Origin of the sequence: Acinetobacter sp. YT-02 (assembly GCF_002412355.1) — a bacterium.
Lineage (GTDB): Bacteria > Pseudomonadota > Gammaproteobacteria > Pseudomonadales > Moraxellaceae > Acinetobacter > Acinetobacter towneri.
The window spans coordinates 45,155-66,696 of the sequence record NZ_NOZT01000015.1; the positions used below are offsets into that span (position 1 = coordinate 45,155).

Genomic DNA, 21,542 nt, shown 5'->3' on the forward strand with positions numbered 1-21,542 from the left:
ACTCACTTTGTGCCAAGCGCTTCATCATCATGCAATTTAATCCACGTTATCCGACCCTGCCCGCCCGTCTTTATCACATGCAGCAGCCTTTACCTTTAAAAGGTACAAAAGCAGGACACTTTAATGCAGCCTTGGCAAAAGAACTGCAATGGACAGCCGAAGAACAACAGCAATGGGTGGAAATTTGCAGTGGTCAAAAGACGTTTAAAGAATTTCCTGCTTTGGCAATGGTCTATGCAGGACATCAATTTGGTCAGTGGGCAGGTCAATTGGGAGATGGACGCGGTTTACTCATTGCGCAAGTTTTGGACACACATCAACGTACAATCGACCTGCATTTAAAAGGTGCGGGGAAAACGCCTTATTCACGTATGGGGGATGGACGTGCCGTGTTACGTTCAGTGATTCGTGAATATTTGGCAGGTCATGCTTTAAATGCGCTGGGTGTGCCATCAAGCAATGCTGTTGGATTTACCTCATCCACTCAAGGTGTACAACGTGAAAAATTAGAACTTGGTGCAATGCTATTACGCACATCAGACTGTCATATTCGATTAGGACATTTTGAATGGATCAATCAGTATCAGCCTGAACTGTTACCTGAATTTGTGCAAAAGTGTATCGAATGGCACTATCCAGAATGCCTGACAACCGAACAGCCAGTACTCGCCTTTGCTACACAAGTCATTCAACGTACTGCTGTTATGATTGCCAAATGGCAATTGGTCGGTTTTGCACATGGCGTAATGAATACTGATAATTTAAATATCACAGGTTCAACACTCGATTTCGGCCCGTATGGCTTTATGGAGCGTTTTCGTCCCAACTGGATCAACAATCACTCAGACTATCAGGGACGTTATACCTACCAACAACAACCAAGCGTGGCGCACTGGAATTTGTGGGTCTGGTTGAACAACTTAATTCCGCTTGAACAAAACCCAAATCAGAAAGAACACTGGAAACAAGCACTGGCAGCATGTTTAGAGCATTTTGAACCGACTTTTTTAGCGCATTACAAACTCGGTTTATGTGAAAAAATGGGACTGCCAAGTTTCCACAAAGACAGTTTTGACTGCGCTACCAACTTCTTACGCATTTTGCAAAGTGAGCAACTGGATTACACCCAAAGCTTTATCCGCCTACAAAATAAACAATACACAGAAATACTGGATGATTGTTTGGATCGTCGTCAGTGGGAAAGCTTTTTAGCGCAGTATTTACAGATTCGTGAACATCAAGACACCGATGCTTTAGATACTGCAATGCAACAGGTGAACCCTCATTATATTTTGCGCAATCACATGGCGCAAAAGGCGATTGAGCAAGCAGAACGTGATGATTTTTCAGAAGTTGAACGTTTATTTAACTTGCTTAGCCAGCCATATATTCAGCAAACAGCATTGGAAAAACCTGAAGATTTAACGCCTTTGCCAAATGATGTGCCAGAAGTGATGGTGAGTTGCTCATCTTAATACGGATGCACTGGCCAAAGGACGTTTAGAATTCCAGCAAAGTTATACACATTTTCTGTGGAAAAAGCTGTGGTTATCCACAGGATAAACTTTTTAGGGGAAAATAAGTGGCACAAACACCGTCATCACTGCATCAAATTGCAGCAAGGGTTGCAACACAATTGCCTGAGGTTAGCCTGAGCGAACCTTTTGGTGATGGTTGTTTGGTGCATAAAGTTTTCGATAAAGTGTTTATGCTAAGTCTGTATTTAAATGGTCATGCCATCATCAACTTGAAAGTTCAGCCTGAGCATGGTGCGATGTTACGTGATTTTTATCCTTATATTCGTGCGGGCTGGCACATGAATAAACAACATTGGATTTCAATTTTTGCAGATGACAATTTAGATGAGCAATTGGTGCAAGATTTAGTCTTAAACTCCTATGAACTGGTAGTCGCAAAATTAAGGAAAGCGGAAAGACAACGGGTTGAGCTTTTAAGAAGTGCAATGCCCTTCAACCAATAAAATCTGTGATTTTTTTTAAGGATATTCACCGATTCATTTTTAACCTTCCAAAATGGAAAGGAAACAGCCAAAGCGAACCCTCCCTGATTCGCTTTTTTCTACAGCTAAGGCTTAATCTTCAGGATACTCAAAACGATAACCCACACCATACACCGCCTGAATCCATTCATGACGATTACCTGTTTCGGCAGCATCAGAAATTTTACGGCGCAAGTTTTTAATGTGGCTATCAATCACACGGTCTGCCACTTCAAAACTGTCTGGGTTAATATGGTCTAGCAACTGCGCGCGTGAATACACCTGCCCGACATGCTCTAAAAACAATTCCAATAAACGGAATTCGGTTGGGGTCAAATTCAAGGTTTTTTGTTGATACCAAATGCGCTGCTGTGCTTTATCCATGCGGAATAAATCATTGCTTTCAGGTTCAACTTTACGCTCCAAACGGCGCAACACCGCTTGCACACGTGCCACCAATTCTTTCGGGCTAAAAGGCTTACATACATAATCATCTGCGCCCATGTTCAAGCCTAGCACCCGATCAATTTCTTCAGTACGTGCCGTGACCATAATAATAGGCACATCGGACTGTTCACGCACTTTGCGGCAAATGGTCAAACCATCCATACGTGGTACCATCAAATCTAAAATCATCAAGCTTGGTTTACGCTGCAAAAAGCTGTCATAAGCTTCTTGCCCATCATGAAACATACTGACTTCAAAACCAGCAGCTTCTAAATAATCTCGCACCAATTGGGCCAGTTCAATTTCATCTTCAACCAGTAAGATATGTTTCATGCACGATTCCTTAAAGTCCATTAAGATTTGATTTTTGGAAAACTTAATTTGCAGCGTAAACCACCCAACGGTGAATGAGCAAAACTTAACTCTCCGCCCAATGCTTTGGCAATTTTGACCGATAAGGCCAAACCTAAACCTGTACCACCTGTCGCCCGAGTACGTGAATCATCGGCACGATAAAAACGTTCACCCAAACGGGCCAGTTGTTCATCACTTAGGCCAAACGGGCTGTCATCTACATACACGGTCCACTCGGTTGCGCTTAGACTGGTGTGAATATGCACCTGCCCGCCTGCTTCGGTATAGCGAATACTGTTACTCAATAAGTTGAGCATAATTTGTTTAAAACGGTCTATATCCAATTGTAATTGCGTGCCTTCGCCAGACACGATCAAGTCCAATTGCGCCTGCTCAAATTTCGGCTTAAAGCTTTCAATTTCCTGTTCAATCACTTGCCAAGGATCAATGCTTGCAAAATAGCACTTCAATTGCATGGCTTCAGCTTGCGCCAAGTCCGACAAATCCTGCGTCAGTTTTTTCAGGCTATTGACCTGATGCATCATGGCAGCCAAATGCTCTGGCGTAGCTTTGCGGATACCATCTTGCATAGCTTCAATTTGTGCCTGCAACACCGCCAATGGGGTTTTCAATTCATGCGAAGTATCTGCCACCCACTGACGGCGTGAGTTTTCATGTTGGTCTAAAATCACTGCCAAATGGTTCAGTTCTGTCGATAAATCACCCAATTCATCATTACGCTTGACCGTGATCTGATGCTGATAATGACCTTTGGTCAATTCACGTGTGCCATTTAATAAGCGCTGAATTGGCTTTTTAAAATAGGTCGCTAACAATAAGGCAGCAATCAAACTGGCCAAAATACTTAAGGCATAAACCAATAATAAATAACGAGTTTGCTTACTAAAGAAGTTAATACTTAACGCATCTTCCTGCTCAAGCACAGGTTTTAACCCCAAATAGCCCACGATTTTTTCACCGACCATAATTGGACGATAGGAAATCTGAGTTTCCGCAGGCTCACCCACAACAAACTGACGCTGCGCATCATATAAAGATAAACGTGAACTCAACCCCAAACGGTCAGGCATCGAAATAAACTGTTTTTTACCCGAAGCGTCTGTTGTATTGTTCTGCCCTTCGTTTTTACGATCTGAACGGAATGCATTTTGATTGGCGCTTAAAGGAAATACTAACCCCTCAAAAGGCTGAAACTGCGAAGGTAAATTTAGCTCTAACCAACGTAACTCTTCTGCATTGGCTTGACGCTTCATTGGGTCCGGCTCAACCACACTCGGATTTACATTGGCTAAGCTATGTTCCTGAAAATAGCGCTGCTGCAAGGCAATATCATACTGACGACGCAACCACCAACGCGATAAACGGTCATAATCATCGGGTGCGGCTTCGCCTTCTATTTGTAAAATTTGCGCCTGAATGGCATTGCCCCAGTCATGGTACACCGCATACACTTCTGCCAAGTTTTGGATGACCAAATCCAGCTTCTGCATTTCTACGTCGGCCACGTATTTACTGAAGTTACGCTGCATATTGACATGCAATACCCCCAAACTAACCGTGGTGATTAGCAAGGTCGTCAGTAGCACTGTTAAAAACAGGCGTAAGGCGATGGGAATACGGCGAATTTTCAATAGAACAGTCTCAGAATTTTTTCTTCATTTTGAGCATTGTAACCAACAGCGCTTCAAAAAACTCTCCATTGTTTCTTCATCTTTATTATTTAATCTTAACTTAAGCAAAGTCGGATTCCAGTTAAGGAGCTGTAAGATGAAACAGATAACAAAAATCGCGTTACTTGGGGCGAGTGTTTTGGGGATGGGTGCTTTAACGGCTTGTCAAACCAGCAATGACTTAACGGATCGACAACAGGCACGCATGATGAAGCATCATGCTGGAGCCGACTCACGTTTTAGCCCAGAACAACGTGAACAGTATCGTGCGAAGCGCGCAGAAAACCATGCTTTTCGTAGCCAGATGCAACAAGCGTGTGACAATAAGGCAGCAGGTACAAAGCTGCAACTCAAACTCAGCGAAAAAACAGTTTCGGGCACCTGTACTATGCGCTTTCAGCCAGACCGTCAATCGTTTAAACAACAACGTCAATATATGATGAAACAGCATCAAGCTATGCATGCCAATATGCAGCGCCCGCAACGTGGTGAAGTACTGACCGATGCACAACGCGCTGAAATGACCAAACAGTACGATCAACGATTGGCACAGCGTCAAGCTCATCAACAAGCAATGCGCACAGCTTGTGAAGGTAAAACCCATGGTCAAAAAGTTCAGGTTAAACTAGGCGACCAACAACTCAATGGTCAATGTTTAGTACGTTTTCAGCCAAATCAGCCTATTCAACCTTTAAAAATCAAGCAATCTGCATCACGTTAAGCAATCGTACCAGTCAATTCACACTGTTTTAAAGGCGCTCATTGAGCGCCTTTTTATTGATCTTTTTATCCACTGCACTCAGACATGTCTCTTTACGCTTTTTGACTATTTGTGTCATTTCAAACTCAGCAAAACTATTTACACTCAAGCAACTTAGCCATTTCAAGGTAAAAATCTTTGACTTTACAGTCACCAAGAAATGCTATGCAAATGCTTGTACCGAATTAGAAGATGTTGCACGATTACAACCAATGCAACACGGCATGTCTAATAAGGCATGCGCTGAAATCCATTTAAAATATAACGCTGGTCAAACCAGTATTGAGGAAACCGATATGCCACAATACAAAGCGCCTTTACGTGATATGCAATTTGTTTTGCATGAATTATTAAATGCCGAAGATCACTATTCAAAATTACCTGCATTCCAAGAAAACGTAAGCCGTGAATTGGTTGACCAATATTTGGAAGCTGCAGCAGATTTCTGTGAAAACGAATTATCTCCGTTAAACCAAGTGGGTGACCGTGAAGGTTGTACTTGGAATGATGGCGTGGTGACTACACCAACGGGCTTTAAAGAAGCGTATCAAAAATATATCGAACTTGGCTTCCCGTCTCTTTCTGCTGAAGAACAATACGGCGGTCAAGGTCTACCTGTTTCTCTAGGAAACGTGATTTCAGAAATGGTAGGTACAGCAAACTGGGCATGGGGCATGTACCCAGGTCTTTCTCATGGTGCTGTACGTACTTTAGAACACCACGGTTCAGATGAACAAAAAGCAACCTATCTGCCAAAGCTTGTTTCAGGTGAGTGGACAGGTACCATGTGTTTAACCGAATCTCATGCAGGTTCTGACTTGGGTATTATCCGTACTAAAGCTGAACCTCAGGCCGACGGAAGCTATGCAATCTCGGGCGAGAAAATCTTTATCTCTGCTGGTGAACATGACATGGCAGAGAATATCGTGCACATCGTATTGGCACGTTTACCTGGTGCACCTAAAGGAACTAAAGGTATTTCTCTGTTCATCGTTCCTAAGTTCAACCTGAATGCAGATGGTTCTTTAGGGGAGCGTAATGGTGTACGTTGTGGTTCAATCGAACACAAAATGGGTATTCATGGCAATGCAACTTGCGTCATCAACTTTGATAATGCGAAAGGTTTCTTGATTGGCCCTGAAAACCGTGGTCTAAACTGCATGTTCACGTTCATGAACACTGCACGTATCGGTACAGCGGTACAAGGTCTTGCAGCATCTGAAGGTTCTTTCCAAGGTGCGTTGACTTATGCCAAAGACCGTTTAGCAATGCGCTCACTTTCTGGTCCGAAAGCTCCTGAAAAAGAAGCAGATCCAATTATTGTGCATCCTGCTGTACGCAATATGCTATTGACTCAAAAAGCGTTTGCTGAAGGTGGTCGCGCACTAGTGTATCTGTTGTCTCTACACGCAGATATCGTTGAACAAGGTGCAACTGAAGAAGAACGTAAGTTCTCTGACAACATCTTGTCTTTATTGACGCCTATTGCAAAAGCATTCTTAACTGAAACAGGTTCTGAATCTGCAAAACATGGTGTGCAAGTCTTCGGCGGTCATGGCTTCATTTCTGAGCATGGCATGGAACAAATTGTGCGTGATACACGTATTTCATGCTTGTACGAAGGTACAACTGAAATTCAAGCAATCGATTTGTTAGGTCGTAAAGTTTTGGGTACACAAGGTGCAATGTTGAAAGACTTCACCAAAATCATCCATAAATTTGCAGAAGCCAACAAAGACAACGCAGCAATGCAAGAATTTGTTGAACCGCTCGCAGCGCTCAATAAAGAATGGGGCGATTTGACCATGCAAATTGGTATGCGTGCAATGCAAAACCCTGAGGAAGTAGGTGCTGCAGCAGTAGACTACATGTACTTCTCTGGTTATGTAACACTAGCTTACCTATGGGCACGTATGGCATTGGTCGCTCAAGAAGCACTTGCAGCAGGCACAACCGATGTAGACTTCTATAATGCTAAAGTGACGACTGCACGTTTCTACTTCAAGAAAATCTTGCCACGTGTTCGCTCACACGTAGACGTGATTGCAACAGGTGTAGAGCCACTATTTGCATTAGATGCTGAACACTTTGCTTTCTAAGCGAAAATTGAAACTCGCTAAATATTGAACATATTTAGCGGGATATTCAAAATGTTGTACTCTTGAGTACAGAAATTGAGAAAGGACGGTCATAGCATTGACAGTCCTTTTTCTTTATAAATAAAGCATTCTTTCGCTTTAGTGGTCTACAACATTCACAATTGTAGATTACACTGAACTCAACGAATCAAGATTCAAACAATAAACAGGTGAACTCACATGCCAATTTATAATGCCCCACTTGCCGATATGAAATTCATCTTAAATGATGTATTCAATGCAGAACAATTCTGGCAAAACAATGAAAACCTCGCTCACCTTGATGCTGCAACGGCTGAAGCAATTTTGGAAGAAATGGCAAAATTTGCCCAAAATGTGACGTTGCCTATTAACCGTAGCGGTGATGAAGAAGGCGCGACCTATAACAATGGCGAAGTCACCACACCTGCTGGATTTAAAGAAGCATTTAAACAATATGCCGAAGGCGGCTGGATTGGTTTAGGCGCAGATGAAGAATGGGGTGGTCAAGGCATGCCAAAAATGCTGACAGTATTGTCAGATGAAATGCTGTTTGCCACCAACCCATCCTTCATGTTGTATCCACTGCTATCTGTCGGTGCAGGCATGGCGTTAAGCAGTTATGCATCACAAGAACAGAAAGAAACCTATTTACCTAAAATCTACTCTGGCGAATGGTCAGGCACCATGTGCTTAACTGAACCGCATGCAGGTACAGATTTAGGGATTATTAAAACTAAAGCTGAACGCAACGAAGATGGTACTTATAACATTACAGGTACTAAGATCTTCATTACAGGTGGTGATCACGACCTCGCAGAAAACATCATTCACTTAGTTTTAGCGAAAACACCGGATGCTCCTGCAGGTTCACGCGGTATTTCTTTATTCATCGTGCCAAAATTCTTGGTGAATGAAGATGGTTCATTGGGTGAACGCAACCCTGTAGCCCCAGGCTCAATTGAACACAAAATGGGCATTAAAGCCTCTGCGACTTGTGTGATGAACTTTGACGGTGCCAAGGGTTTCTTGGTCGGTAAAGAAAATGAAGGTCTTGCAGCCATGTTCGTGATGATGAACTATGAACGTTTATCAATGGGTATCCAAGGTCTTGGTGCTTCTGAATTTGCTTACCAAAATGCAGCTCAATATGCGACTGATCGTTTACAAGGTCGTAGTGCATCTGGTGTTAAATCTCCAAGCAAACCTGCGGATAGCATCTTAGTTCATGGTGATGTTCGTCGCATGTTGCTCAATGCACGTGCCAATAATGAAGCATCTCGTGCATTTGCAGTTTACGTGGGTCAGCAACTGGATATCACTAAGTTCTCAACAGACCCTGAAGCTGTAAAAGCAGCCAATGACCGTGTCGCGCTGTTAACACCAATTGCAAAAGCTTACCTCACAGATACTGCATTCCAAGCCACTTTAGATGCGCAAATGGTATTTGGTGGTCACGGTTATATTCGTGAATGGGGCATGGAACAATGTGTACGTGACTTACGTATTGCGCAAATCTATGAAGGCACCAACGGCGTACAATCACAAGACTTGATTGGTCGTAAAACCATTAAATGCAATGGTGAATTTATTGCAGAATACATTGCAGAAATCCGTGATTTTGCCAATGGTTTAGATGCAGACCTGAACTTCATTAAAGATGCAACTTTGGATGCAGCGACTGAAGTTGAATCCGTGACTCAATACGTTTTAAATGCAGCCAAAGAAAATGTAGATTTCCCGAACGCAGCAGCGGTTGATTATTTACATGCGTTAGGTTTGCTCAGCTTCTCATATATGTTTGCGCGCATTGCCAATGCAGCCAAACAAAAAGAGGGTGAGTTCTATCAAAACAAATTGTCATTGGCACTGTACTTTGTACAACGTATTTTGCCAGAACTAGCTTTACGCATTACCAAAGTGAAAGCGGGTGCAGAAGTGGTAATGAACTTCAGTGAAGATTACTTCACCAACCAGTCTTAATTAATACATTATCGCAAAAACGCCTGAATCATCAGGCGTTTTTTTATACTAAATTTTATATCCCTATTCTAAATTGTGCATGAAATTTGCATTACCTTTGTTGAAGTCTGAATATCCATACTCAAACAGGAGGTGAAAATGGCAGTACGTCGTTCAAAAATAGATAGAAATATTCAAGCAGTTGAAAGCCTATTAGACAAATATGGCAATTGGGCAGTAGAAAGTTTTCATTATCTTGCGCTCTTTATCATTGGCTGTATGGTCATTTGGTCTGCTGGACATACGGTAATTGATATTTTCACCATCAAACAATATGCCACTATTGATGACATCTTATTGCTTTTTATCTATTTAGAACTAGGAGCAATGGTTGGTATTTATTTTAAAACCAATCACATGCCTGTACGTTTTTTAATTTATATTGCCATTACCGCACTAACCCGTTTGCTAATTTCAGATATTCAACACGACCATAAAGCTGATCTCGATTTAGTGATTATTACTGGTTCAATTTTAATTTTAGCCGCTGCAATTTTAGTGGTGCGTTTTGCATCTTGGCATTACCCTTCCGTTATTCGAGACAAGCACAGTGAAAAGCCTTTAGCACAAGGCAAAACCCCTCGCCCAGAAGATGATGAATTGGCGTAAAAATCTAAAATAGGTCAAAAAAATGCTTCTAGATATTCAATATCTAGAAGCATTGATCTCTATGATTTCACTTTTTTCTCAACGATTTGCCACCAACACATAACGCCCATGTTCAAAAATCCAGTACATACCTCGTGGCGGAGCGGGTAAACCCAAGTGCTGCCAGTCAGTCACCACACGATAGGTCGAACTTTCAATATGTGCACTACTCGGCTCACCATTTACCCAACTGTAGCTTTGGTGGTTATATTGCACCGTACTTGGTGCATTGTATTGAATATTAATACCACTCCGAATAGTTGGCTGCCCCCACTGCGGTGCAGGACGTGGGTGATGGTATAGATAACGTGGTGGGTAGGAATGGGGTTGCTGAGAATAATAAGGTCGATGCTGCGGCGAATGAGGACGATGCTGATGGCGCTGTGTATCGACGCCTGTATAACCTGCCCAGCGATTGGTTTCTGCCAAGCTCTGCATCGACATACCTAAAAATAGCATGCCACTCAATGCAGTTAAAATCGCCACTTTCATATCTAGCACTCCTATTTTTATATTTTTATTCTAAGCTCAAATTAAGGATAAACAATGAATAAAAAATCAGCAATTTTAAACTTTCGACTCCGCAGATTTCACCGACACGGCTCGCCATTTATGAAATATCTCTAGCCCCTATGCTAAGATATATTTTTTTTGAAATTGGATGAAACCTCGTGCCTGAATTAAATTTTGACCGCCTTCATCAGTTTTTCTGCAAAGTTCCAAGTGTACAGCAAGCCCGTGTAGACGCTTATGGTTCAGACGGTCAGCATGCATGGTGGTTCAAATTTCAAATTGATGTAGAACATCCGTTAGCATGGCAAACTGTGCAGGAATTGGGGCATGTGCTGAATTATATTTCTAGAGATGAGCGTTTACCGACCCAATTCTTGCCTGTATCTCCACCACCGTATATGAATGGTGATGCTAAAGATTTTTTATCATGGGTGATTCAATGTAACCATCCAGAATTTAGTCCAGATGTGGTCTGTGACTGGTTAGAAGCCCGTTTGCCGAATCCTGTAGATGATGAAACACAATGGAAAATCAAAACCGATATTGCTGAGTTAGATCAGCTAAGTGATAAAGATTTGGATGAAATGGTGCCGCCAAATCCTGTAAAGTAATATTCGGGTCTAAAAAATCCCTCTTTAAACAAGAGGGATTTTTCTAGGAATATTACATCTGACTGAAAAAGTTTAAAGTCAGAATGTCGATAAACCGCTCCACTCCATAAAGCGATACAGCGCATATTTCCACTTCGACTCATCGGCATACACAGCATAATCCACACTCATATTTTTACCCTCAAGGTTTGACCATGCGGTATTAAAATAGTGTTGAGCATCCTGAAATACTGGGTCTTGTAGATGTCCAACCACACGCAAATTGGTTTCTAAATTATAATTTTTTAAATTACGTGCGGTGAAATTGGCAGAACCTAAAGTCAATTCTGCCTGTGTGGCATTAGATTTGATCATCATTTTATTATGACATTGCTCGCCTTGCGTGTTACACCAACGCACGCTCACCCCTGCCGCATTTAGTTCGGATGCTACTTGTCGGTTTGGAATACCATTTTTTTCACGACCAAAGGCATCTTTATTCGGATCTAACAACACCCGTACCTGTACACCACGTTGCTGTGCAGCAATTAAAGCCTGAATCACTTTACGTTCTGACAAATAAAACATTGCCAAATCAAGATGCTCTTGCGCCTTAGCATTTTCAATCATTGATAAACTTGCATCCCAAATGGCCTGTTCCGTTAAAACCTGCACTTGAGGGTAAGAATGATCTGCCTCAAACTCACCCACAATCACCCCAGACACATTGCCTTGCGACATACGTGCCACAGCTTGTTCTGTCTGCAAAATATCCACCGCTGTATTGCCAGTGACCACTAAGGCAATATTGGAATGACGCGAACTACCATCATGCGGATTCAATGAGGTCACCAACGCTTTCCAGCCTTCGGTGGTATCGACCACCATGGTTTTACGATGGTTGGCTTTAAAATTAAACAGACTGAAATAACTACGTAAGGTAATTTTATCTTTGCCGAAAGGACTGGGTAGCCAACCTTTTTCTGCATTATTTGGAATACCCTGACAGCAGAGATACCAAAAGCCTGACCACAATGGATTCGATGCGCGCAGCGGGGTTAAATCTGTTTCAATCACATCAATGCCCGCCTGACGCAATTGACGATAATGCTCAGGTGCTATACCGCCATATACCGAATTAATGGGATCGGTAATGACTTTGATTTCAATATTCGGCTGCATCCGACGTTTATGAATTAAAGCATCGGTGAGTTGCTGCGTTAGCGGTTGATGCTGCTGTTTAGACGTTCCCACTTCAGAGTTAAATAAGAACATATCCAACACAATGGTGCTTTGTGCTGCATCAATCAGTCCTAAAATTTCATTAAAAATTTGATGCTGTTGTTGCTGAACGCCTTGCGCATCAATATAGGTCTGATCGGCAATAAATTTAATAGGCGCATGACGTAATTTTCCAGTGTAATTCAGCCCTTCGGGTAATGGTTTTAAGCTGTGGTAGGTCGCAGACGCCAAATAACCTAAAGCTAAAAAACCTAAAATAAGTCCCACATACGCCCGAGGCGACCAATTCAATTTTTGATGAATTCGCTGAAAGATACGCATAACAAAAAACCTAGTCCGATGCGCTCAGACTAGGTTTAATTGTTTGGATTTTCAAGAGGATTTCTGTGTTTTCACGCAGACATCCTGCTCAAAGCAAATTGAATTTTAGAAGCCAAATTCCACACCAACTGTAAAGTTACGACCCACTTGTGGAATATTCGACAAGAATGAGGCATGTGAATACACTTCATCATCGAGCAAGTTGTTGGCTTTAAAATACACACGATAATCTTGTTTGTTGGCATAATTGCCTGCATAAGCCACACCAACATTGACCATATTATAGCCTGCTGTTTCTTGCTCTAAATAAGCAACCTTGTCTTGTTTGAAGACACGATAATATTCCGCCATACCCGACCAACCATCGGCAAAGTTGGCATCCACTTTAGTCCCCAAACGCCCTGCAGGTACACGTGGTGCATTTTGATTGTCAATCTCACCACGCACATAATCACCAAACACACTGAGTTTATAATCTGGGCTGATCTGATACCCTAGCTTGGCTTCTGTGCCATAAAACTTGGCTTTGTCTTGTTGATAATCAATTAAACGGAAAGTTTCCTTATGGTCGGTAGTCGCACCATAAATATAATTATCAAACCAGTTATGATACACATGCAACGAATAATCCAGTTTGTCAGCTTCATAGTGCAAACCAAGTTCTAAATTATTCGACTTTTCCACATCTAAATTTGCATTGCCACGCTCATAGGTGTTGGTTGCAAAGTGGATTCCATTGGCATAAAGCTCTTGCGCCAATGGTAAACGCTGCTGATGTGAACCTGTAAGGGATAGTTTATAGTTAGGTGCAAACTGCCAGTTGGCTGCTGCAGAAGCAGATACACCTGTATCTGAATAATCTTTTTTCTGAGCATCGACATCAATTTTTTGATGTTCAACCCGTGCACCGAGTTCAACATGCACATCGCCAAATTGTTTATGTTCTAAACCGAATAAACTATATTTTTGAGTTTTTGTATCTGGCATAGGCACGGTTTCATGAGAATGATTGCCGTGTTGTTCAACTTGTCCAGTTAAATCAATTTTTTGCTGACTATACTGTGTACCAAACACACCTTCCCAACCTGCAAGGGGTTTGTGCACCAACTCTAATCGAGCATCGTAGCCTTTGCTTTTAAAGTTACTAATGACTTTGTTTTCTTCTAATTCATCATGTTCATAATCGGTAAAGCTGGCATGCGCACGCAGTTTCTCAAAGCCAGCAAAGGGCTGGTCAAGCTCGGTACGTAAATCATAACGGTGTGATTCCAAATCAATCCACGGGCCACCATGTGCATGTTCGTGTTCGTCATGTGGATCTGGTTGTGGTGCAGGGTCATGACTTCCGCAATGCAATTTATTTCCATGTGGATGGCAATCATGATACTCATGACTATGCCCTGGCAAACCATATTTGTCCTGACGGTTACTGTACGACAACCCCACAAAACCACGGTCATGAATCCATGATCCACCAATATTCACCGTTTGCCCTTCGGCAAAGGTATTGTCTACACGGCGTTCTTTTACCAACTCTTCATGTTCATGTGTATGGGTTGAGCCATCTGGTTCAACATGTACTTCTGTATGATGATGCTCTACCCAATAGTTTGGGGTAATGTAATCATTGGCTTTACGTTTTGAACCTTCAATACGCAGCGCAAATTGATCACTGAGTGCTGCAGTTACCCCCGCACTCACTAGCTTTTCATCGCTACCTGTGTTGTAACGTAAACCTACCTGTCCTTCTAAACCATTATTTGGCATTTGAGTTGGAATTTTTTGATCGGTCACATTAACTAAGCCACCAACCGTTCCTGCACCATAAAGTAATGTTGATGGGCCACGAATAATTTCAACTTGTTTGGCTAAAATCGGATCTACAGTGATAGCATGGTCAGGTGACAGTGTAGACACATCGGCAGTTTCTGAAGCATGTTGCAGCACTTTAACCCGAGGGCCATCTTGTCCACGAATCACAGGGCGGCTAGAACCTGAGCCATATTGATTGGAATATACACCTAGCTCATCTGACATTGCATCACCTATAGTGGTACTCCGCTCTGCCAAAGTTTTTTGATCAATCACATGATCGGCCACTGCAAAATCTGCTGCAGTTTGCACCAAAGGATGTGCTTGTAGCTGAATAGTTTCCAGTTGTGTACTACTGCTTTCAGTATTGGCAAATGCTGCAGGTGTCAGCACTGAAAAAATGGAAAGTGTTATTAAATTTTTATGGAACGACATGACCCATGCTCAAATTAGTAAAAATAATTGATGTTATAATATAACATTTCATTAACATTGCAATAAAAAACATTGTTCCTCTGTATTCTCAATTAAGCTATTCATCACAATTTATTCTGATTTTTTATATTATTTACTTTGAAATTGGTATGCCCTTTACGCTCTCACATGCGGTACTTGCCCCACCACTCGCCAAGCTTTCAGGACAACGTCTGCCTATCGCTGCACTCGCTATAGGTACGATGTTGCCAGATTTACACCGTCTGTTTACTTTGCGTCATGATCCCACTCCACATTTATGGTCAGCATTGCTGTATCCAAATTTATTATTGGGTCTTGTCTTTTGTGCGCTGTGGTATTTGCTCTATCGCCCTGCATTGTATCGCTTTGTGGGAATCCATCACCCGTTAAATCTTAAATCTAAACATAATAAAATCTGTACTTGGGTTTGTATGTGGCTTGATTCTCGCCTTACTGATTGGCAATGCCACCCATTTAATTTGGGATGGTTTAACCCATCACGACTTTCGTAGTTTTGCCTTTCAGGATTTTTTAGCGCAATCGGTACAATTAGGCACAGGTATTTATCCGATGCATCGCGTACTACAAATTGGCAGTTCTATTTTGGCGCTGCCTTTTTTGTTATGGATGAGCCTGCATTATTATCGCAAGCATCGGCAGGTCAGTTCTGTAAGCACTAAAATTCGCGTTTATGCCATTGCTCTAATTATCTTGTCGATTGTATTTGGTGGTTTTTCCCTTTGGGATTATGCGCGTTATATCCCCGATGCGACTTGGCAAGCCGAACTGTATTATTTTACGGGACGTGCCATCAATGAGTTTAGCCAAGGGGCATTACTCATGTTCAGTTTAGGTTGTCTGTTATTTTTGTTTTTGGATCGGTAAGGGTAGATAAAATAAAGTCAAAGCTCATCACTTTATCCTGAATCTTGCTGCATTATCCTATTTCAGACACATTCCTTGTAAAAACCCACTGTTTTTGCAGCAGGTTCTTGTCGCCACATGCCCAAAGAGGCATAATCCTACCTTTGCTAAAGGCGGTGCGCTGTTTACGTATTCGCTTCCTTAACCCATATAGTTGGATTTTTAACGCTATGATGCGAACTCATTATTGCGGTTCTTTAACCGAAGCTCAAATTGATCAAACCGTGACCCTGTGTGGTTGGGTACACCGTCGTCGTGACCACGGTGGTGTAATTTTCCTAGACATGCGTGACCGTGATGGTCTTGTGCAAGTCGTAATTGACCCAGATACCCCAGAAGCATTTGCAACTGCAGACAAAGCACGTTCAGAATTTGTATTAAAAATCACAGGTCGTGTACGTCGTCGCTATGCAGGCACAGAAAATGCCAATATGGTCAGTGGACAAATTGAAGTTTTAGGCAAGGAAATTGAAGTTCTTGCAGCATCTGAAACGCCTCCGTTCCCATTGAACGATGAAAATACCAACATTTCAGAAGAAATTCGTTTGAAATACCGTTTCTTGGACATCCGTCGTCCAGAAATGTTAGATCGCTTACGTTTCCGTTCTAAAGTCACCAACCTAATTCGTAACTATTTAGACGATCATGGTTTCTTGGATGTTGAAACACCAATTTTAACACGTGCAACGCCTGAAGGTGCGCGTGACTATTTAGTACCAAGCCGCGTATCTAACGGTAGCTTCTATGCTCTGCCACAATCTCCACAATTATTTAAACAATTGTTGATGGTGGGTGGTATTGACCGTTATTACCAAATCGCTAAATGTTTCCGTGACGAGGATTTACGCGCAGACCGTCAGCCAGAATTTACTCAAATCGACATTGAAACATCGTTCATGAGTGACGATGACATTATGGATTTGATGGAAGGCATGACCGTGAAGATGTTCGATGAACTTCTAGGCGTGAAATTCGACAAATTCCAACGTATGCCGTATTCAGAAGCGATGCGTGATTATGCGTCTGATAAGCCAGACTTGCGTATTCCACTGAAATTGGTAGACGTAGCAGACTTAATGCAAGACGTTGAGTTCAAAGTGTTTGCTGGCCCAGCGAAAGATCCGAAAGGTCGTATTGTTGCGCTTCGTGTTCCTGGCGCGGGTTCATTGCCACGTAGTGCAATTGATGAATACACTAAATTTGTTGGCATCTATGGTGCAAAAGGTTTGGCGTATATTAAAGTCAATGAACTTGAAAAAGGCATTGAAGGTTTACAATCTCCAATCGTGAAATTTATTGAGCCAATCGTGCTTGATCTACTCAAACGTGTAGGCGCAGAAAATGGCGACATCGTATTCTTTGGTGCAGATAAAGCCAAAGTGGTCAATGATGCGATGGGCGCACTGCGTGTCAAAATCGGTCACGATTTGAACCTCGCCACTTGCGAATGGGCACCGCTTTGGGTCGTTGATTTCCCAATGTTTGAAGAAACAGATGATGGTAAATGGACTTCTGTGCATCACCCATTCACTTTACCAAAATCAAGCGTTGAAGATGTGAAAAGCAATCCAGGCGAAGCATTATCTGTTGCCTATGACATGGTCTTGAACGGTACTGAAATTGGTGGTGGCTCACTGCGTATTTATACTTTAGAAATGCAAAAAGCGATTTTTGAAGCTTTAGGCATTGAAGAAGAAGAAGCCGAAGAGAAATTCAGCTTCTTACTGAATGCGTTGAAATACGGTGCGCCTCCGCACGGTGGTTTAGCATTTGGTTTAGACCGTTTAGTGATGTTGATGACAGGTGCATCGTCTATTCGTGATGTGATTGCCTTCCCGAAAACTAAGACAGCTGAATGTCCATTGACTCAAGCACCTGCACCAGTTGAAGCGACTCAATTGCGTGATTTAGGTATTCGTTTACGTGAAAAACCAAAAGCAGAATCTCAAGAATAAGTTTTGAGAATGTGAGAAGAACCCTGCAAATTTGCAGGGTTTTTTTATGAATTGAGATAAAGCCAAGCTAGTGGCATAATAGCACTTCGTTTTGAATTTTGAGTTGAGCGTTACTATGGCTATGCGTCCTGCAGTTCGTAATCGTGGCATTATGCTAATTGTATTTGCTGTCGCTCAATGGTTATTCATGCGTTATATTCTGGCCAATAACCTGTTTGCCTTAGACACCAATGACCGTATTTTATACTTTAGCTTAAGTTCTATTGGCGGCGCATTTGTGATTTTTGTGGGGCTGATTTATATGGTTTTAAAAGGCAACGCAGAGAAAGTCGAATAATTCCCTTCTTTAACCACTGAGTGGTGACTTTCCTCAGTGGTTTTATCTCGTTTTATTTTGTTCTGAAAATGTTTAACTCCTTATCTGTGATTTAGACATAGGGGCAGCATCATCCTTGCTGTAATAAAACTCTTTGCAAAATTTTCTTCTTATAACCAGTGTAGTTTTCAAAGAGTTACAATATTATGTATTTTTTCCTCAAAGTCATTTCCCGATTTCCGTTGTTTTTTTTACAGCTTCTGGCATCCTGCATTGCAATTCTGCTGTATTCCTTCAATTCCTCACTCAAACGAATTACCAGCATCAATTTAAAGCTGGCTTATCCAAAACTAGATGAAACAGCCTACCAGACTCTCCTCAAGAAAAGCTTAAAAAGTCAATGTATGACCTATATAGAATCAATCAAATGTTGGGGTATGCCGCCTGAATACAGCTTAAATCAGATCAAAAATATTTACGGAGAGCAGCATCTTACAGAAGCCTTAGCCAATAAAAAAGGCGTTATAGTTGTGGTTGCACATTTGGGCTGTTGGGAATTTTTAAATGCATGGCTGAATTTACATGCCGCCCCGATGATCATGTACAAGCCCAATAAACATAAAGCAGTGGATCGCTTTATGCTAGAAGCGCGCCAGCGATTGAATGCCACGCTTGTCCCCACCGATGAAAATGGCGTACGTGCCATCTTTAAACATCTGAAGCAAGGAGGCTTAACGGTCATTTTACCAGATCATCTTCCGAAAGCATCGGGAGGTATTTATTCAGAGTTTTTTGGGCAAAAGACCTTATCTACCACGCTGGTGTCAAAACTGGTCAGTAAGACCCAATGCAATATAGTAGGCCTCAATTGTATTCGTGATGAAACATCGGGTTTTAATGTGTATTGCTCACCACTATCCGATCAGATTTTATCGAAGGATCTACAAACTTCAGTGGATAGCTTGAATCAAAATTTAGAAGACATGATTAATATCGCACCCGAGCAATATATTTGGTCTTATAAGCGCTTTAGAAATGTTGAAGGGAATAAAAATCTTTATACATCAAACCCTAGATAAAAAGCGATGCTATATTGCCATACACAACCATAGAATCATGCTGTTTTTTTAGTCGCTCAGTGGTTATTTATGTACTCTATACTTGCGAATGATATCTTTATACTCTAATACCCCATTAGTCTATTATTTCTTAAAGAGTATTTTAGGTGCACTGGTAATTTTATAGGATAGTTTATATAGTGTTGAATAGGAATCTGGATAAATAATAATGGCAAAATTAAAGATTTTAGTGATTGGCAAACGAAATGGCATTCTCCAATGGTATGAAAATATATTGGACTCAAATGATCAAAGCGCTGACTATGTAATTTCAGGCTTTGCTCTCAATCATAACAATACACTAGAACGTTTTTTAAAAAAAATTATTCCCAACAAAGACGTATACACAGCGAAATTACTAGAGAAAAAGTTATATTCATTTCAACCAGACTTAATTTTAATTGTCGATTTATTTTACTTCTCACCCTCTTTAATAAAGGTTTTATCAAAATATCCATGTAAAAAAGCGCATTGGATTGGTGACTTCTTTGATCAAAGATTAGCTAAATCTAAAGAGATTATCGATTTATTTTGCTTTACAGATTCCAGCTTCATGGAGGATGCAAAAAAAATAGGTATTACAAATAGCCTGTATTTGCCATTAGCCTATAATCCCAATATCTTTTTTGAAGGCAATGAGTCGAAAGCTGAACGCTTATTATTTATTGGTGCGTGGTCACCTAACAGACAGGAACTGATTGAACAAATTCCTCTTCCTCTTACAATTTATGGTAAAGGTTGGGATAAACTCAAAAAAGCAGATAGTATTATTCATCCATACAATATTCCTTTAACGCAAGTAGCAAATCTTTACCGAAAACATAAATATATTTTAAATCTGATTAACAAAAAAAATATTAGGCAAGGTATGAATATGCGATGCTTCGAAGCACCTGCATGTGGATGTATATTAGTCAGTGAATATGTTGAGGATTTAGAATTAGTATTTAAAATTGATGAGGAAATTATTTACTTTTCAAATCCCCAAGAATTGAAAAGTAAACTTAAAGAAACCATAATTAATGCTAGATTAGCAAAAGATAAAGTCCATTATCACCACACCTATAAAAATAGGTTAAAAACTCTGGTTGAATTGTTACTTGATTCAAAAATTTCACAATAGATCTAGATAGGTTACCCATTCCGTGTTTGTTAGCGTCATTATTCCTTGTTATAACCATGAAAAATATTTAGAAGAACGCATTAAAAGCATTCTTAATCAAACTTTATCCGACTTCGAAATTATTCTACTTGATGATCTCTCTCCAGATAACAGTGCTGAAATATTAAAAAGATATTCCAACCACCCAAAAGTTTCGCATTGTATTATCAATGAAAAAAACTCCGGCTCAACTTTTTTTCAATGGAATAAAGGGATTGAACTGGCAAAAGGAGATTTAATCTGGATTGCAGAATCAGATGATGTTGCTGATCCACACTTTTTAGAGAAGCTGGTTGCTCCATTTTATAAGAATAAAAAGTTAGTCTTAGCCTATAGTCAATCTTATCGCATGAATGAAAATGGCATAGTGACAGGTTCATGGAAAGATGCTACAGATCATCTTAACCCGACTTTATTTGAAAATGATTTTGAGATGTGCGGCTTAGAATATTTTGAAAAGTTTTTAAACACAGGAAATACTATTCCAAATGCGAGTGCCGTAGTTTTTAAAAAACAAACCTATCTTGATGTCGGTGGAGCAAATCCACGCTTAAGATTTATCGGAGATTGGCAAATTTGGGCTAAAATCATATCTCAAGGTGATATTTTCTATACAGCAGAATGTTTAAATTATTTCCGTTACCACGATACGAGTGTCATTGCCCAAGCCAAAAAGAAGAAAGATCACTTTGAGGTCCGTCGACAGGTCATTCTATTCCGTGAAAGTATGAATACTTTTCTTAATGAGTATAGAAAGAAACAACCTCTAGCCAATACAATCTATTTAAAAAATAATAAGGCATTGTCTAAAGAGTTACGCAAGAATGCATCTCTAGCAATACGGCGTAGATATTATGACCGAATTATCCCAACCAGTATGCTTGCTTTACGTACAATCCCCTTTTATGTTGTGCCTTTTTATATTCTAAAATTGTGCATACAATTTCTAATTTCAATCATCCTAGTTGCACCTTATAAAATTATTTTTAATAAACCAAAATAAAAAAAGGAGCTACTGCTCCATTGCTGTCCCACAATTTTTCACAAGAGGAAGCTCATTTGAGCTTCCTCTTGTTTTATGGGTATTTTATCGGG

17 protein-coding genes and 1 pseudogene are annotated in these 21,542 nt (G+C 40.9%); 13 read left to right on the forward strand and 5 right to left on the reverse strand.

What is annotated here, in order from left to right:
• Positions 1-29 precede the first annotated feature (29 nt).
• Together CF596_RS06055 and CF596_RS06060 are read left to right on the forward strand one after the other, a co-directional pair.
• On the forward strand, positions 30-1,475 hold the full coding sequence (locus CF596_RS06055) for a protein adenylyltransferase SelO family protein (protein WP_096901531.1): 1,446 nt from the start codon (positions 30-32) through the stop codon (positions 1,473-1,475).
• A gap of 107 nt (positions 1,476-1,582) precedes the next feature.
• The gene (locus CF596_RS06060; RefSeq protein ID WP_096901532.1) at positions 1,583-1,981 is read left to right on the forward strand and encodes an MmcQ/YjbR family DNA-binding protein; all 399 of its coding nucleotides are present in this window, start codon (positions 1,583-1,585) and stop codon (positions 1,979-1,981) included.
• A gap of 111 nt (positions 1,982-2,092) precedes the next feature.
• On the opposite strand, the gene CF596_RS06065 is transcribed toward CF596_RS06060, so the two are convergent.
• Entirely contained in the window at positions 2,093-2,779 is a 687-nt protein-coding gene (locus tag CF596_RS06065) for a response regulator (protein ID WP_096901533.1), read from the reverse strand.
• A gap of 20 nt (positions 2,780-2,799) precedes the next feature.
• Entirely contained in the window at positions 2,800-4,452 is a 1,653-nt protein-coding gene (baeS, locus tag CF596_RS06070; RefSeq protein WP_096901534.1) for a sensor histidine kinase efflux regulator BaeS, read from the reverse strand.
• Between the two features lie 136 nt (positions 4,453-4,588).
• Here baeS and CF596_RS06075 point away from each other — a divergent pair, with 136 nt between their 5' ends.
• The 4 genes from CF596_RS06075 to CF596_RS06090 all read left to right on the forward strand — a co-directional run bounded on the left by CF596_RS06075 (position 4,589) and on the right by CF596_RS06090 (position 9,999).
• Entirely contained in the window at positions 4,589-5,212 is a 624-nt protein-coding gene (locus tag CF596_RS06075; RefSeq protein WP_096901535.1) for a hypothetical protein, read from the forward strand.
• A gap of 335 nt (positions 5,213-5,547) precedes the next feature.
• The gene (locus CF596_RS06080) at positions 5,548-7,350 is read left to right on the forward strand and encodes an acyl-CoA dehydrogenase C-terminal domain-containing protein (protein WP_096901547.1); all 1,803 of its coding nucleotides are present in this window, start codon (positions 5,548-5,550) and stop codon (positions 7,348-7,350) included.
• A 219-nt stretch (positions 7,351-7,569) separates the two neighbouring features.
• The gene (locus CF596_RS06085) at positions 7,570-9,351 is read left to right on the forward strand and encodes an acyl-CoA dehydrogenase C-terminal domain-containing protein (protein ID WP_096901536.1); all 1,782 of its coding nucleotides are present in this window, start codon (positions 7,570-7,572) and stop codon (positions 9,349-9,351) included.
• Positions 9,352-9,489: 138 nt separating this feature from the next.
• Complete coding sequence (locus CF596_RS06090; RefSeq protein ID WP_019836466.1) at positions 9,490-9,999, forward strand: phosphate-starvation-inducible PsiE family protein; 510 nt, start codon at positions 9,490-9,492, stop codon at positions 9,997-9,999.
• Positions 10,000-10,077: 78 nt separating this feature from the next.
• On the opposite strand, the gene CF596_RS06095 is transcribed toward CF596_RS06090, so the two are convergent.
• Positions 10,078-10,530 (reverse strand): RcnB family protein, encoded by a 453-nt coding sequence (locus CF596_RS06095; RefSeq protein ID WP_096901537.1) that lies wholly within the window; start codon positions 10,528-10,530, stop codon positions 10,078-10,080.
• Positions 10,531-10,709: 179 nt separating this feature from the next.
• Between CF596_RS06095 and CF596_RS06100 the strand changes: the two genes are divergently transcribed.
• The gene (locus tag CF596_RS06100) at positions 10,710-11,162 is read left to right on the forward strand and encodes a hypothetical protein (protein WP_096901538.1); all 453 of its coding nucleotides are present in this window, start codon (positions 10,710-10,712) and stop codon (positions 11,160-11,162) included.
• A gap of 78 nt (positions 11,163-11,240) precedes the next feature.
• Here CF596_RS06100 and CF596_RS06105 read toward each other — a convergent pair whose 3' ends face one another.
• Positions 11,241-12,704, reverse strand: a complete 1,464-nt coding sequence (locus CF596_RS06105) for a phospholipase D family protein (protein ID WP_096901539.1) — start codon at positions 12,702-12,704, stop codon at positions 11,241-11,243.
• A 105-nt stretch (positions 12,705-12,809) separates the two neighbouring features.
• Complete coding sequence (gene znuD, locus CF596_RS06110) at positions 12,810-14,951, reverse strand: zinc piracy TonB-dependent receptor ZnuD (RefSeq protein WP_096901540.1); 2,142 nt, start codon at positions 14,949-14,951, stop codon at positions 12,810-12,812.
• Between the two features lie 149 nt (positions 14,952-15,100).
• On the opposite strand from znuD, the pseudogene CF596_RS06115 reads away from it, so the two are divergent.
• The 6 genes and pseudogenes from CF596_RS06115 to CF596_RS06140 all read left to right on the forward strand — a co-directional run bounded on the left by CF596_RS06115 (position 15,101) and on the right by CF596_RS06140 (position 21,450).
• Positions 15,101-15,857: pseudogene (locus CF596_RS06115) on the forward strand (DUF4184 family protein).
• Positions 15,858-16,066: 209 nt separating this feature from the next.
• Positions 16,067-17,851 (forward strand): aspartate--tRNA ligase, encoded by a 1,785-nt coding sequence (gene aspS / locus CF596_RS06120; protein ID WP_004975017.1) that lies wholly within the window; start codon positions 16,067-16,069, stop codon positions 17,849-17,851.
• 115 nt (positions 17,852-17,966) lie between these two features.
• Entirely contained in the window at positions 17,967-18,188 is a 222-nt protein-coding gene (locus CF596_RS06125) for a hypothetical protein (RefSeq protein ID WP_096901541.1), read from the forward strand.
• Positions 18,189-18,373: 185 nt separating this feature from the next.
• Entirely contained in the window at positions 18,374-19,246 is an 873-nt protein-coding gene (locus CF596_RS06130; protein ID WP_096901542.1) for a lysophospholipid acyltransferase family protein, read from the forward strand.
• A gap of 208 nt (positions 19,247-19,454) precedes the next feature.
• Positions 19,455-20,408: a glycosyltransferase gene (locus CF596_RS06135; RefSeq protein WP_096901543.1), complete on the forward strand. Its 954-nt coding sequence runs from the start codon at positions 19,455-19,457 to the stop codon at positions 20,406-20,408.
• A gap of 22 nt (positions 20,409-20,430) precedes the next feature.
• Positions 20,431-21,450: a glycosyltransferase gene (locus CF596_RS06140; RefSeq protein ID WP_096901544.1), complete on the forward strand. Its 1,020-nt coding sequence runs from the start codon at positions 20,431-20,433 to the stop codon at positions 21,448-21,450.
• The last annotated feature ends 92 nt before the right edge of the window (positions 21,451-21,542 follow it).